This window comes from Cellvibrio sp., assembly GCF_053579595.1.
On record NZ_JBRFPI010000069.1, the window covers coordinates 1 to 14721 of the forward strand.

The 14721-nt window shown below is 53.6% G+C and carries 12 protein-coding genes; 6 read left to right on the plus strand and 6 right to left on the minus strand.

Going from position 1 to position 14721, the window contains the following annotated elements; all coding sequences use genetic code 11:
• Window positions 1–2019 (minus strand): family 16 glycosylhydrolase (locus ACWA6V_RS06435; protein ID WP_449521704.1); only part of this gene is annotated, 2019 nt, incomplete at its 3' end.
• A 255-nt stretch (window positions 2020–2274) separates the two neighbouring features.
• Window positions 2275–5559 carry a galactose-binding domain-containing protein gene (locus ACWA6V_RS06440; RefSeq protein ID WP_449521705.1) on the minus strand — a complete coding sequence of 1095 codons (3285 nt, stop codon included), beginning with the start codon at window positions 5557–5559 and terminating at the stop codon, window positions 2275–2277.
• 288 nt (window positions 5560–5847) lie between these two features.
• Here ACWA6V_RS06440 and ACWA6V_RS06445 point away from each other — a divergent pair, with 288 nt between their 5' ends.
• Window positions 5848–7026, plus strand: a complete 1179-nt coding sequence (locus ACWA6V_RS06445; RefSeq protein WP_449521706.1) for a helix-turn-helix domain-containing protein — start codon at window positions 5848–5850, stop codon at window positions 7024–7026.
• Window positions 7027–7078: 52 nt separating this feature from the next.
• Here the strand turns inward: ACWA6V_RS06445 and ACWA6V_RS06450 are convergent, their stop codons facing one another.
• From ACWA6V_RS06450 to ACWA6V_RS06460, 3 genes are all read right to left on the minus strand, one after another.
• Complete coding sequence (locus ACWA6V_RS06450; protein WP_449521707.1) at window positions 7079–8950, minus strand: carbohydrate-binding protein; 1872 nt, start codon at window positions 8948–8950, stop codon at window positions 7079–7081.
• 275 nt (window positions 8951–9225) lie between these two features.
• Window positions 9226–10143, minus strand: coding sequence for a polyphosphate kinase 2 (gene ppk2, locus ACWA6V_RS06455; protein WP_449521708.1), 918 nt, complete (start codon window positions 10141–10143; stop codon window positions 9226–9228).
• A 160-nt stretch (window positions 10144–10303) separates the two neighbouring features.
• Entirely contained in the window at window positions 10304–10588 is a 285-nt protein-coding gene (locus ACWA6V_RS06460; protein ID WP_449521709.1) for a cellulose binding domain-containing protein, read from the minus strand.
• Window positions 10589–10592: 4 nt separating this feature from the next.
• Between ACWA6V_RS06460 and ACWA6V_RS06465 the strand changes: the two genes are divergently transcribed.
• Complete coding sequence (locus tag ACWA6V_RS06465) at window positions 10593–10769, plus strand: hypothetical protein (protein WP_449521710.1); 177 nt, start codon at window positions 10593–10595, stop codon at window positions 10767–10769.
• Between the two features lie 23 nt (window positions 10770–10792).
• Here the strand turns inward: ACWA6V_RS06465 and ACWA6V_RS06470 are convergent, their stop codons facing one another.
• Window positions 10793–11767, minus strand: coding sequence for a glycoside hydrolase family 5 protein (locus tag ACWA6V_RS06470; RefSeq protein ID WP_449521711.1), 975 nt, complete (start codon window positions 11765–11767; stop codon window positions 10793–10795).
• Between the two features lie 523 nt (window positions 11768–12290).
• Here ACWA6V_RS06470 and rpsF point away from each other — a divergent pair.
• From rpsF to dnaB, 4 genes are all read left to right on the plus strand, one after another.
• Window positions 12291–12728, plus strand: coding sequence for a 30S ribosomal protein S6 (gene rpsF / locus ACWA6V_RS06475; protein WP_310076068.1), 438 nt, complete (start codon window positions 12291–12293; stop codon window positions 12726–12728).
• 2 nt (window positions 12729–12730) lie between these two features.
• Window positions 12731–12958 carry a 30S ribosomal protein S18 gene (gene rpsR, locus ACWA6V_RS06480; RefSeq protein WP_007643439.1) on the plus strand — a complete coding sequence of 76 codons (228 nt, stop codon included), beginning with the start codon at window positions 12731–12733 and terminating at the stop codon, window positions 12956–12958.
• Between the two features lie 11 nt (window positions 12959–12969).
• Entirely contained in the window at window positions 12970–13416 is a 447-nt protein-coding gene (gene rplI, locus ACWA6V_RS06485; RefSeq protein WP_449521712.1) for a 50S ribosomal protein L9, read from the plus strand.
• A 138-nt stretch (window positions 13417–13554) separates the two neighbouring features.
• Window positions 13555–14721 (plus strand): replicative DNA helicase (gene dnaB / locus ACWA6V_RS06490; RefSeq protein ID WP_449521713.1); only part of this gene is annotated, 1167 nt, incomplete at its 3' end.

The following is a 14721-nucleotide window of genomic DNA, read 5'->3' on the forward strand; positions in this document are numbered from 1 at the left end:
ACCGACATACGCGATTTCGCGGATAACAACATCATCGATAAAGGTAGTCGCATTGCCCATAGCGCCGAACAGGAAGGCGAGACGGCCAGCGTTATCACCGCCGGTAAAGTCCAGGTTGAAACTGTAGTTGCTCATAGTGGTGCCAAGCGCGACAGTTTGTAACAAATAGGTACCGGCCGCCGATGGGTTCAACTGGTCTTCTGACAGGCGCACTTGAATGTTGCGTGGCGATGCTGCACGGGCGCGGAAGCTGATTTGGTAGCGGTAATTGCGTTTCAAACCAAAGCCTTGGGTGTGCAATTGATAAGAGCCAGCCCCAGTGCCTTGCGCCGCTGCAGTGATGCGCGCTTCGCCGTTGACGACTGAATAAGCCGCACCTGAACCGTCGTAGTTCTCGCCGACCCAGCCGTTCAGGTCAGTGGCGAAGTTGCCATTGCCCAGTACGTTAATGGCGCGATCAACCAGTGCAGTACCGGCCGGTTTTGGATAGACATCGGCGACATCTTCAAAGGCTTTGAATTCCAGCAGCCAGATTGGCTCGGCTTTATCGATACGCCCCTTAGTAACAAGCTTGACGTAGCGGTAAGTCTTGTTGACATCGAAGGTGTGGGTCGCCCAACCGACGGCTTGTTGATCCGAGCTGCGGATAAACTCCCAGGCACCGGTCGAGGTTTTGCCGTAGATGTCGTACGACTTGGGCAGGTTCCAGGCCCATTCGATCCAGAAGTATTTGATCGGTTTATCCATGCCGTAGTCGATAGTGACCGAGTGCATATTGTCGTCGCGCGGGGTCGCCCATTTTGAGCCCACGTAGCCATCGGCCGCGTTCTTGGCGCTGTTGTCGCGGTAGGCGTTATCGCCCTCTTGCAAGTAAGCGTCAGCCGTTACCGACACAGGCGCCATCCAGCCTTTGAGCGGGTAGAAACCCTTGGTGTTGTTGCTTGGGCGGAAGAAGCTGTATTTGCCCTCGTCGGTATATTTTTTCCAGCTGTCGGTGGTTGGCAGCGGCCAGTGGGCGACGTAATCGACCAGGAAATCCGTACCGGTGCGGCCGATATTGGTATTCATGCTCGCGGTATCGAGGTATTCGTATTCAGTCACGCCGTTGGTCACACGGGTGTAGCCGGTTTTATTGGCCACGTTTGCGTCGGTACTGAACTTGTTGTAGTTGCCTACGTCCGGCCATTCCACATGGGTGATGGCGTGGTTGAGGATCATGCGCATGGGCGAGAGGTAGGGCCAGGGCTGGTCGCCGCGCTCGGCTTTGGTCCAGCTATAGGTCTTGACGCCGTTGATATAGAACTCGATGTATTCGGGGGTTTTGATCACACCGTAGGTGATGTACTGATCGCTCGGGCTGATGCCCAATTGTGCGTAAGTGGTGCCGAACGGATTACCGCCATAAGCCGGGTAGGGCGCTGACCAGCGGGTCTGCGGGGCTTTACTGGCATTGGCGCCGGTGAACTCGATAATGTCCAGCTCCTGACAGGCAGTCCAACCCACATCCGGGAAGTTACCTAGCAGCCACCAAGCGGGGAATTCGCCGTTGCGCGCGGGCGGCATTTTGATACGAGCTTCGAATTTACCGAATACAAAAGTGGAGTCATCGGCGATTTGCGATTCGATCCGGCCGGCGCGGATAAATAAGGGTTTGCCCTGACCGGCGGTGCCGCCGTAGTAGTCCTGGATCTGGCCATCCATATAGCGGGCTTTGAGGTTCAGTACCTTGCCATCGCTCGCGCCAGCGTCCGGTTGCCCGACGCGGAAAGTCCAGTCAGCGGCGGGGTATTCCACATCTTGATAGTCGATATCTTCGCCGTTAACGAAAATGTTTTTTTCTACCAGCCATTTGGTGCGGTTGATGCTCACACCATCAAATTGATCGACAAAGCTGGTGTTGGCGTTGGGGCTTGCCCACCAGGCATCGTTGTAGGCGGTTTGGGCTTGGGCCGCGCTTGCGCCCAGTCCAAGGCTGATGATTACCGCAGTAAGTGGTTGTTTTTGTAGTAGGAAACGCATAGTTCCTCCAAGGGAATTATTTTTTATTGGGTAAGGAGTTGATAAAAGTCGCACTGCATTCAGGCGTGTCTCACACGAGTGGCTTGTTATTGTTAAAACTGCCTGGCCTTGTTGTTCTTCCGTTAAAAAATCACCCGGCATTGGCATTGCTGGCAATGCCGGGTGTAAAGCCTCCATCCCCGCCCGGTCAGCGGGAATGGATTGAGGGAGCTGTGGTAAAAGTTGTTGTTGAACTGATCTCGTCAAATTTGGGTTTTACCAACCCAGTACACGCACTTCCCAGATTGAATAACCCCACTGATTCCCCACACTGCGCGCCGTGCCGTTAATGCGCACATAGCGGTAGCTGCCAGCGATGGCGAGGGTGTCGGTGCGGTTGCCAAAGGTGCCTCCGGTACGGGTGGCGAGGGTGGTCCAGTTGGTGTTGTCATTTGAACCCTGCACGGTGTAATTCGCCGCGTTGGCTGCTTCCCAATCAATCGCAATACTACTCAGGGTTTTGGCGCTGCCTAAATCCAGGGTCAGTGATGTGGGGTCGAGCGCATGAGCTGATTCCCAGCGGGTGCCGCTGTTTTTATCAATCGCATTGGCCGCTGGGGTTAACGCGGTGCTGGCAGTTGCATTGGCAATATTCAGCGGTGCTGCTGGTGCCAAACTTGAGCTGGCAGCGGAACTGCTTGCGGGAGCGCTCTGGGCGTAAACTTTCAGTTCCCAGATGGAATAACCCCATTGGTTACCCGCACTGCGCGCGGTGCCATAAATGCGCACATAGCGATAGCTGCCACTCACGGCATGAGTATCCGTGCGGGTGCCAAAGGCGCCGCCGGTGACGGTTTTGAGGCTGGTCCAGCTTGTCCCGTTGGTAGAACCCTGAATTTGATAGTTGGCAGCATTCGCTGCTTCCCAATCAATTACCACTTGCGACAACGCCCGTGAACTACCCAGATCAACCATGATCCAGCTTGGATCAACTGCATGTGCCGATTCCCAACGCGTTCCGCCATCGCCATCTACCGCATTAGCGGCTGCGGTCAATGCGGTGCTCGCAGTGACGGGGCGACCTTGTGATACCAATACCGGTGGGCAGTTGGTGCAACCGGCAGAGCTTGAGCTGGCGACACTGCTCGGAGCTACAGAACTGGGCGCCACGCTGCTGCGCGAGCTGCTCAGTGGAGTGCTTGAAGGCGCAATGCTTGAAGGTGCAACACTGCTTGGTGCAACACTGCTTGGTGCAACACTGCTTGGTGCAACTGAACTGCGGCTGCTACTTGCTACGCTTGATGGAGGTGCGATCGAGCTACTGCTGGTGGTAGACGACGAGGTGCCCACACTTGCCGGTGCATCCTTGTTGTATGCCATGACGCGGAAGTTATCGAAGTAGAAAGTACCGCTGCTGGCCACGCCGGGCGTAATGAGGAAAATCAATTGATCGACACCGGTGAAAGGTGCAGACGCTTTGTTATTTGCCCAATCGCCCAAGGCGGCCGCGAAGTTGTAGTTGAACTCCAGGGTTTCCCATTGGCCGGTTTTAGTAGTCTCGGTTTGGTAGAAACTGTGGCGACCGACTTGCCAATCGGCTGGCGTAACCGCGCTCACTTGCAGCTCGTTTTCCAGGTTCATGGAGATGATCGTGCCCACTGGCGCTGTGGTGTAAACATCTACGGCGACGCGCACCATGCCATGTTGGGCATCCATCGCATCGGGAATACCGCTGATGCCGTTGAATGCGAGAGTGTCGTAAGTCGCACCCACATCGCGCACATAACGCAGCACGTTCGGTGATGAGTTCACCGCGTTGGGCGCCGGGTTGGCGACAATCGTGCGCACACCGCTGGTGGCGGGAGCGGCTTTGATCGCGCCATTGCTGGTGCCATCAAAGTTGGCGATGGTTTGTTTCAGGGTGTAGCCATTGTCCGGCCAGACGATACGGACGTTATCCAAATAGAAATCAGCGGGGCGATTGAAGCCTGCTTCCACCATCAATACCAGATTATCGGCCTGGCTTGCGGCAATACCCGAATCCGGAGTGCCGGTAAAGCCCAGCTCAACCGTATGCCATTCACCGGCTTTACCAATGGTGCCTTTGAAGCGCGCGAGGCGGCCGGTATTGCCATCCCAGCTCGGGGTTACACTAACTACCGCGTTGTTTTCCAGCCCGCCGCCGATCTCTTTGCCAAGCAGATTAGTGGCGCCTGCGGGGTAGTAGATATCCGCAAAAATCTTGGCGCGGCCAGAACGCAATTCGCCTGCGTTCAGCTTGCCAAACCCGGTGAGCTTGAGGTTATCCCACTGCTGGCTGGCATCGCGCACATAGTGCAGTACTTTGCTGGAAGTGTTGACTGAACCCGGTGCAGGGTTATTAACAATAGCGCCGGTGGTAAGTGCCACGCCGTTTTGCAGGTGAGTAAGCCCTAACCCGCTTTCATAGGCTGCAAGTGTTTGGGTACGGCCTTGCTCGATGGTGACGGGTTTGCTGACCGTTTTAACGCTACAACCTGAGTTGAAGGTGGCACTGATGTTGCCGGAGCGCGCTGAGTTGCCAATTGAGGCCACAATCTCACGCGTTCCCTGGCCGGACACAATGGTAACCCCCGCAGGAACAGACCAGTTGTAACTCGCAGTAGTAGGGCCGTCGATGCGGTATTTTTTAAAGTTTTCACCGCGATACACATAGGTATCGCCCTCAACTGACCAGCTCTCGTCATTTTTGTAAACGGCGACATAATCGACTTGCATCAATTGTTCAGGGCCTTCGCTGCCGTCAGGGAAGCCGGGAAACCAGCCGCCAATCGCCAGATTGAGGATCACGTGGAAGGGGCGGTTGTAGAAAGAATCCCAGTTGGAGCGCACCGGGTTTACGCCGTCGAGCTTGGTGCGCGAGCTGGTGATTTTGGGTACACCGTCAATCGACCAGACCATACGGTCTTCGTACCATTCCACCGCGTAGGTATGGAAATCGGTTTTGGTGCGGCCAGCTTCGGGGACGATCAGGTTGTCGGGATTCGGCCAGCCGGTGTTGCCGTTGTAGGGCCAGTAGGCGCCATAGTGCAATGTGCCGCTGATATCTTCGTGTGTACCCGCGGCTTCCATGATGTCGATTTCGCCGTTATTCGGCCAGCCGTGGCTATCGCGTTGCGATTCGGTGGACATCATCCAGAATGCAGGCCAGGTGCCAGAGGCTTTGGGCACGCGCATGCGCGCTTCGATCTTGCCGTAAGTCCAATCCTGCGCATTTTTGGTACGCAGGCGGGCAGAGGTCCAACTTTTGCCATTGTAGGCTTCGCGGATTGCCTTGATGTTCAGCATACCGCCACTCACCCACATGTTTTCGGGGCGATCAGTGTAGTACTGGAGTTCACCGTTGCCGCCGCCATCGCCATTGACTTCCTGTGACCAGTTGTTGCGGTCAATGGCAGTGCCGTTGAAATCATCTTTCCAAACCTGGTTCCAACCACAGGTTTGGGCTTGAGCAGCTTGTCCAATAAGCAGGGGTAAAAGTGCAATAGGGAGTAGCCCAATAGCATTGGCTAGCTTTTTCATTAGTGAGGCCTCTCATTATTTTTAGAGTTGAATGCAGTCAGTCGCTGCATTGGTGATCACTATTTCAGCTCCCTGGGGGGATAATCCTCCTGTTTTTTGCATATTCGATAAAACTGAGAAGCCCCACTTAGTCAAAGTGCAAAGTGGGACAGGTGGGGGCGTGGGTATTACGGCGATAATTTAGCGGCTTGATAGCAGAATTCCCTGCTAGTATTTCAACCATAAAAAAATAACCTGATCGCCGGAAGGCCGAACCGTCGGAATACCGGATCACGGAGCATAAAAATAGTGAAGAGCCTACTACTCAACCTGCACGAAGTGGTCATAGCCTTGACCATCCTTGAAACCCTTATCCTCTGTGTAGCACTGGGGGTGTTGCCGGGTGGGCAGCGCCAGTCCAGGCGCCTGTTACAGGTATTTTTCCTATTGGTAGTGGGGGCGCTTTCCACCACGCTTGTCATTTGGAACATTAGCTTTCAGGCAATGGCTATCGCCAGCTACCCTTGGGTGCCAGCATTACTTTCTGCCTGCCTTATGTTGCAGGGACCGGTGCTGTACTTTTACCTAAGTTCTCTGGCTCACCCGGTTAATTTACAGCGGTGGCATCAGACGGTTCACCTGGTTCCAGCCCTGATTGTGGTGGCAGTAGTCATTATCTATGACCTGAGTATTTACGATTGGATGCCTTGGCACTGGTCGCAGTTGGCGCCCGATGATCGCGCCGCGCTTGGGTTTGTGTGGGCACTGGTTAAGTGCTCACCACTGGTCTATGTGGTGGCTTGCCTGGTGACTGAAATTCGTATGCGTCGTCAGTTGCGGCAAATCTATGCCAACTTAGCGGAATTTGAATTGCGCTTGGCTGATCTGGTTTTAGGTGGCTTTTTCCTGTCCTGGATCTGGTCTTTCGTCACTTATTTCCTGGGTGAATATCTCAGTGCTGAAACCAACGATCTGTTAGGGACGATCAATGTTTACTTGACGGTATTGCTCGTGAACGGACTCTTTTTGTTCGGCTGGCGCAACGGTCGTCGGTTGCTGCCGGAGCTGATGGTGGTTGAGGAGCCAGGAAAAGATAGGTTGCAGGACATGCCACAAGTCGACGAGAAGCGTCAGGCGGTGGAGCGCGGTATCAGCGAGTTGCGGTTGCATCTGGAGAGCCAGATCAATCTGGAACGATTTGCTGAACAGATTGGCATCAAGCCGCGCGAGCTATCGACCATTATCAATGACCATCACCAGCAGAACTTCTTCGAGTTCATCAACAGCCAGCGAGTGGAAGAGGCCAAGCGCCTGTTGGCAGCGCCGGAATGTGCGGGCGATACAGTGTTGGATATTCTGTATAAATCCGGTTTTAACAGCCAATCGGCCTTTCACCGGTTTTTCAAGCGGATGGTGGGCATGACGCCGTCGGAGTATCGCAAGCAGATGTTGAAGCCGGGCAACGCTATTGCGGCGCAGGCAAAATAAAAAAGGCCGCCCTAAGGCGGCCAATGACTTCACTTACTGGACTCTGTTGCTGTTAATTCGCCTTGCTGATGCGAATCCAATTGATGTTCCAACCACCGGCGTTGGCTTTAACACCAAACTTGTGGCTACCAGCGCTAAGGTTGACGGTGTGTTTGACGGTCGTCCAGTTCTGCCAGCCGCCCGTTGCCGGGATAGCGACAGTGCCATACACCGGCGCACCACCCGCTTCTTCAAATGCCAGACTGCCACCGCCGTTTTGGCTGGCAACGCGATATTCGATCACATAGTTGCCAGTACTGGGGATATTCACCGGCGTACCGGCGTAAGACAGCCAATCACCTGCATCGATATAACCCACATTTTTACCGCCACCGGCATCAGTGGTATTTTCCAACTGGGTACCTTGTTGCTGGCTGTAATCTTCAGCTTGCAGGGTGGTGATCACTTGACCTGGGTTGGTATCCGGAGGAGTGCCGGTACTTTCCACTTTTAACCAGTTGATGTTGAAACCACCAGTCACTGCGGCGATAGCAATTAACTGCTCGCCCGCTGGTAGTACCACGTTGTGGGAAACGGTTTGCCAGGCTTGCCAGCCGCCAGTGGCAGGAACATTCACATTGCCGTAAACGGGGCTTCCACCGGCTTTTTCCAACTGGAATTGTCCACCGCCAGCAGACGCCGCAACGCGATAACTTATTTTATAAGTGCCGGTTGCAGGGACGTTGACGGAATAGGTCAGCCAATCGCCGTTGTCGATGTAACCCACGTTCTGGCCGCCGCCGGCATCGCTAGTGGTTTCCGTTTGTATTCCGCTGGCTTGGCAAAAGTTTTCAGCTTGCAAGGTATCGCCCACACCGGCTTTTTGGCAGGAACCGGTTGAGCCGCCGTCGCCACCACCTCCGCCACCGCCACCAATATCACCGCGTTTGGAGAGGATTTCTTTAATGAACTTGCCGGATTCTTTTAATGAGCCGTCCGACCAAAAGTAAGACGAGGTTTCTACTTCGTTGTTATCACCGCGGTCTTTATCGTGGAAAGCCCAGCCCGCATGGCTGATACCGTTTTTGCGCAGAAAGTCGATCCACGCCCAGGTCTCGCCGTAGTTAATATTGCCGCGACCATTCGCATGACCAACACCCCATTCGGTAGCGAACAAAGCAGCGCCATTATTCAACGCGGTTTGTGCTTTATCGCGATAAAGCTGTTGGTGGCTGTCGGCGTAGAAGTGAACTGTGTAGGCCAGGTTGGATACGTTGGCTTTGTTTCTGGAAGCGGCGTCAACATCCTGCGACCAGTTAGGTGTACCCATAATAATCAGGTTGTCCGGGTCGATCGCACGGATTTTTCCACCCACATGTTCTGCATAGGGCTTTAATACCGAGTCCCAGCTTACATTTAACGGTTCATTGTAGAGTTCATAAATAACGTTGTTGTACGAGCCCCATTTCTGCGCAACTTGCTTGAAGAAGGCCTCTGCTGAACCCCAATTCTCATGGGCTTTATGGCTGTGGTAATCGACGATTACATACATGTCGTTGTCGATAGCAGCTTGCACCACAGTATCAAGACGCGCCATGTTTGCGTTCCAATCGTCCTGAATACCGCCGCCTTCGCCGTGGCCGATAGCCGCGCGGATCAGGTTTGCATTGAATTCAGTTTTGGCGCGACGAACTGTTGCTGCGGTATAAAATTTTTCCGCACCCCAACCGGTATTGCTCCAAAACAGGGAGACACCTTCAAGGCTGACGGATTTGCCGCCGACCAGAACTTTATTGCCTTGGACAGTTAGCGCGGGAACATCGGCAAGCGCTAGGCCGGAAAACAAACCGCCGGCCAGAATTCCGATGAATGTGGTGAGCAGTGTCTTGCGTGGACTGGGGCGGCGCGCACCTGTGGTAGGGCGACCGAGACGATTATTGTTCATTATTATTCACCTGGGTTGTGTTGTTTAACATTGCCCCTGGGATTCAGGGGGCCTTGCCAATACAAGGTGTTGTCATTTCAATCCTCACGCGCCAGGCAAACCACCTACTTTAGGCTGCACCCTAAAGTGGTAAGTGCCACTTCCCACTGGTGTGAACGGACAGTATTAAAAGATGTGAACGGGCGATATAAAAAGGAGTCGAGCCCATAACAAAACGACTGCTCTCTCAAGTATGAGGGCAGTCAGCGTCCGGTTTCTGGTACAGGTAGAAGTGATTAGTAAATAGCAGGTACAAACAGTGATTCGGGAATCGGTGCACGATAGTAGTCGGGGTTGTAAACGCGGGCGGGTAATTCGACCCTTGGATGATCGACTTCGCCATAGGGCACTTGCGACAACAGGTGGTTGATGCAATTGAGGCGCGCGCGTTTCTTATCGACCGCTTCCACTATCCACCAAGGTGCTTCAGGAATATGGGTACGATCAATCATCACCTCTTTCGCCTTGGTGTATTGCTCCCAGCGGCGGCGCGATTCCATATCCATGGGCGATAACTTCCACTGTTTGAGCGGGTCGTGCACGCGCGCCAGAAAGCGTTTGTACTGTTCGCTATCGGTGATGGAAAACCAGTACTTGATCAGGATGATGCCGGAGCGCACCAGCATCCGTTCAAACTCCGGCACGGTGCGGAAGAACTCTTCGTATTCGTCGTCGTTACAAAACCCCATTACCTTTTCGACGCCGGCGCGGTTGTACCAACTGCGGTCGAACAACACAATTTCACCGCCAGCGGGCAAGTGGGATACATAACGCTGGAAATACCACTGACTGCGCTCACGGTCGCTCGGTGCGGGCAGGGCAGCTACACGGCAAGTGCGAGGGTTGAGGCGCTGTGTCACACGTTTGATCACGCCGCCTTTACCAGCGGCATCGCGGCCTTCAAACAACACAACGACTTTTAGCTTTTTATCGACCACCCAATCCTGCAGCTTCACCAGTTCTGCCTGCAGGCGCAACAGCTCGCGGAAATAGACGCGGCGATCCATACCAGCGGCGGCTTCGTCACCTTCGGCCAAGGCTTCGAGCCGGTCGTCATCAAGCTCCAATTCCAACTCTTCGTCGAGGCTATCGAGCATTTCCTCCTGTAGCAGGCGCTCGTAATCAATGCTGTAGCTATTGGAATCATTCGGCATGGGCAGGCTCCGGGTGGATTGCGGGTGATTCGCATCACGCTAGGCTTATCTGATGACAAAATGATGACGGTGTCGGGTAGGTGGGATAGGGCTGGAAAGGCGGGGGCAACAATAAAAAAGCCCGGCAATAACCGGGCTTTAGACAGGTAAAAAAAGGTATTTATTTACAGACTGCACCGGTGATGGTTGGGGTGGTGACATTTGCGCCCGGCTTGTTGGCCTGGAACCCGACTTCTGCACATTGCCCAGGCTGAATGCTGCTGTTCCAGCTCAGCGGTGCCGCCGTGTAAGGGTTGGCGCCAGTCACATTGGCATTCCAGCTATTGGTGATACGTGTTGCGTCGCTGTAGTTCCAACTGATATTCCAGCCATTGATTGCGCTGGTCCCGGTATTACAAATGCGAATCGCACCGGTAAAGCCATTGTTCCATTGGTTGCTGACCACCTGTGTGCATTTGCCACTTCCCGCACTTACTGAAGAGCTGGCGCGCGAACTGGACGCGGGCGCTACACTTGAGCGCGAACTTGAGCTGGGGGCGATGCTTGAACGTGAAGACGAGACAGCTGTAACGCTTGAACTGCTGCGCGAACTGGGAGCTGCCGTGCTGCCAGAGCCGCCACTATAGCTCGGCCATCCATGGGTAATACTCTAGACCAATGCTCCTGATGCGGTCAGCTGCGAAGTTGCCCAACTACCGTTCGGACTAGCACCTGGCACTAGTGCCGATGCGCCTTCGGCCTTGTCGTTCAATGACCAATTGGCGTTGCTGATGTTGTTGGCTTTCATAAAACTGACCCACGCATTGGTCTCGCTGTTGGCAACACCGCCATTGCCATCGGCATTGACTGAACCCCACTCGGTCACAAAAAGGGCGATGCCGTTATTGAGCGCGGTGGTGGCTTTATCGCGCAGCGATTGGCCATGGGTGCCGGCGTAGAAGTGCAGTGTGTAGGCAATATTGGTACCGGCGATGGGATCGCGTGAGGCGGCGTCCACATCCTGTGACCAGGTGGGTGTGCCCACGATAATCAGGTTATCCGGGTCAATAGCGCGTATGGCCGCTATAACATCTTGTGCATAGGGTTTGATCACGCTGCTCCATGAAACTTGCAGCGGCTCATTGTAGATCTCGTAAATTACGTGGTTTTTGTTGCCGTATTTGGTCGCCATCTCTTTGAAGAATGCGATGGATTGGGTTTTGTATTGGTGGGCGTTGTGGGAGTGCCAATCGATGATGACATACATATCATTAGCGATCGCGGCGTCAACGACAGTCATTACACGGGTTTTATTCGCTGGATCAGTTAGATAACCGCCTGCATCTTCTACACCCATAGCGGCGCGAACCAACTTGGCGTTCCAATCGGTTTTGAGCCAGGAAACGGCTTGGGCGTTATAAAATTTTTCGCCGCCCCAACCGGTATTGCTCCAGAACATGCTCATGCCAGAAAAACTGGCGGGTTGGCCGCCAGCTAGAATCTTATTACCTTGCACGGATAAAGGCGCCACATCGGCAGTGGCATAACCCGCCTGGGCAACCAACGCAATCGCAGCAGCGACACGGGTGAACTTACTAATTGAACGGGAAAAGCCTGTCAGTGGGCTATTAAAGAGCTTTTTCATTATTAGAGTCTCTGAGGATGTTTGCCGCTTTGATCAAATCCCGCATTGCAGTAGATGCTGGATCCGGGTTGACTCTGTGGGATTTCCTCCGCCAGTTGTGCGGTTCATTATTCGTTATTGGCTTCCCTGTACCCGAGAGTTCAATCAAGTATAAGCAGGCAACCGAAATGATGATTACTGCGCCAAGAGGGTTAAAGTGGATTATTTGTGAAAAATCGATAATGCAGCCGCAATTGAGTCCGGCGCAGCCTATTTTCCCCCAAGGGTAAACACGTTTTTAATCGATGAAACCGGTTAGTGACATCGCTGTCATTTTGCTGTCGACAGCGGCGGATTATCTCCTTTTGCGTGATCATTCTTTATCCTTGCATCTATCAGAGTGAATCCGTACAATTCCGCACCCCAAACCAGCCGGGGGGAATGGCGCTGCATTCTATGCAGGCCGGAAAACTGGCTACTCCTTGTCTCACTGCCTCACTATTAATAGATAAGGCGGGAGACTTTAACCCGTAAGGAGCTATAAATGCGTCATTACGAAATCGTTTTCCTGGTTCACCCAGATCAAAGCGAACAAGTTCCAGCAATGGTTGAGCGTTACAGCTCTGCTATCAAAAACGATGGTGGCCAAGTTCACCGTCTGGAAGACTGGGGCCGTCGCCAATTAGCCTACTCAATCAACAAAGTGCACAAAGCTCACTACATTCTGATGAACGTAGAATGCTCTGAAGCTGTGTTGGAAGAGTTGACCACCAACTTCCGTTACAACGACGCCGTTTTGCGCAGCATGGTGTTGCGTGAAGATGCCGCTGTTACTGAAGAATCATTCATCATGAAGGCTGAGAAAGAAGGCCGCGAGCGCAAGGCACGTCCACCACGCGCTGAACGTCGTGATGACGCAGAAGACCTGTCTGACGAAGACGGTGTTGATGCAGATGATTTTGAAGAAGAGCAGGAGGTATAACCATGGCCCGTTTTTTCCGTCGTCGCAAATTCTGCCGTTTTACCGCTGAAGGCACCAAGCGCATCGATTATAAAGATGTTGAAACGCTGAAAGCTTACATCACCGAAACTGGCAAGATCGTTCCAAGCCGTATCACTGGCACCAAAGCTAAATACCAACGTCAGTTGGCTACTGCTATCAAGCGTGCTCGTTACCTGGCTTTGATTCCATACACTGACAGCCACGAGTAAGGGGTATAGAGATGGAAGTTATTCTGCTCGATAAAGTAGGCCGTTTAGGCGCTATTGGTGACAAAGTTACCGTTAAATCTGGCTATGGCCGTAACTACCTGTTGCCACAAGGCAAGGCTGTTGCTGCTACTGCTAAAAACATCGCTGAATTCGAAGCGCGTCGCGCTGAGTTGGAAGCTGCTGCTGCTGGCAAAATCGCTGGTGCTACTGCACGCGCTGAGAAATTGGCTGCGTTGGAAGTGACCATCTCTGCAAAAGCAGGTGACGAAGGCCGTCTGTTCGGTTCTATCGGCACGCGCGACATCGCTGAAGCAATTACTGCTGCTGGCGTTGAAGTTGCCAAGTCAGAAATTCGCTTGCCACAAGGCGTACTGCGTGAAATCGGTCAATACGAGATCGACGTTCAGTTGCACGCTGAAGTGATTCAAGCCGTTAAATTGGCTGTTGTTCCCGAGTAATAACCCGGAAGCAGTAGCATTGCGCGTCAGCATCTGCTGACAAGCAATATGAAATCGGGCACTATCGACAACCTTTTGGTTGAACCGTTAGTGCCCGATTTTTTTTGCACTCGAATTGACGAATAACTAAGCAAACCTATGCCTGAATCCAGTTTCGAATCATCCAGTTTTGAGGATCGCCTCGCGAGCGAGCTATCCAACCACGCTGCATTACCGCATTCGGTCGAGGCCGAGCAGTCAGTGCTGGGCGGGTTAATGCTCGATAACAATCGCCTGGATGCGGTGCTGGAAGTGGTCTCGGAAAGCGATTTTTTTCGCGATGACCACAAACTCATCTTCCGGATGATGATCGAGTTGCAGGAAGCGGGTCAGCCGCTCGATGTCATCACACTCTCTGAAGAATTGCACAAACACGATGAGCTGGAGCGCGTAGGCGGCTTGGGTTATCTGGTCGAGATGGCCAACAACACCCCAAGTGCTGCCAACATCGCCGCCTACGCCAAAATCGTGCGCGAACGCTCGACCCTTCGCCAGCTGATTGCCGCTGCGCAGGAAATCAGCAAATCGAGTATGAATCCGGCCGGTCTGGATTCAGATGATTTGCTCCAGCTTGCCGAAAAACGCGTCGCTGAAATCGCCGAAGACCGCCCCAAAGAAGGCGGTTTGGTGGGGGTGAACGAGCTCCTCAAAGCCACGGTACAGCGAATCGACGAACTCTTCCGTTCCGGCAGCGATATCACCGGTGTGCCCTCGGGCATTACCGATCTCGACCAGCGCACCTCCGGCTGGCAGCCGGGTGAACTCATTATTCTCGCGGCGCGTCCGTCCATGGGTAAAACCGCGCTTGCGCTCAACTTTGTAGAGGGTGCGCTCTTTAACCAGCCCAAACCAGTGCTGGTATTCAGTATGGAAATGCCCTCGGCGGCGCTGGTGATGCGGATGATGTCGTCTATCGGTCGCATCGACCAGGGCAAAATGCGTAACGGTAAACTCACCGAAGAGGATTGGCCGAAACTGTCGTCCGCCGTTGCCAAAATGAAAGACAAATTATTGTTTATCGATGATACCGGTGGCTTGAATCCGCAGGAAATGCGCGCCCGTATTCGCCGCATTGCACGCGAACATGGCAACCCCGGCATGATCATGGTGGACTACCTGCAGTTGATGACGGTGGCTGGCGGTGGTGAAGGCCGCACCCAGGAAATCTCCGAAATTTCGCGCTCGCTTAAAGGCATCGCCAAAGAATTTGAATGCCCGATGATCGCACTTTCGCAGTTAAACCGCGGCGTAGAGCAGCGTCCCAAC

Coding starts and splice junctions, on each gene's coding strand:
- rplI (WP_449521712.1), top strand. CDS start 12,970: ATGGAAGTTATTCTGCTCGATAAAGTAGGCCGTTTAGGCGCTATTGGT.
- ACWA6V_RS06470 (WP_449521711.1), bottom strand. CDS start 11,767: ATGAAAAAGCTCTTTAATAGCCCACTGACAGGCTTTTCCCGTTCAATT.
- ACWA6V_RS06450 (WP_449521707.1), bottom strand. CDS start 8,950: ATGAACAATAATCGTCTCGGTCGCCCTACCACAGGTGCGCGCCGCCCC.
- ppk2 (WP_449521708.1), bottom strand. CDS start 10,143: ATGCCGAATGATTCCAATAGCTACAGCATTGATTACGAGCGCCTGCTA.
- rpsF (WP_310076068.1), top strand. CDS start 12,291: ATGCGTCATTACGAAATCGTTTTCCTGGTTCACCCAGATCAAAGCGAA.
- ACWA6V_RS06440 (WP_449521705.1), bottom strand. CDS start 5,559: ATGAAAAAGCTAGCCAATGCTATTGGGCTACTCCCTATTGCACTTTTA.
- rpsR (WP_007643439.1), top strand. CDS start 12,731: ATGGCCCGTTTTTTCCGTCGTCGCAAATTCTGCCGTTTTACCGCTGAA.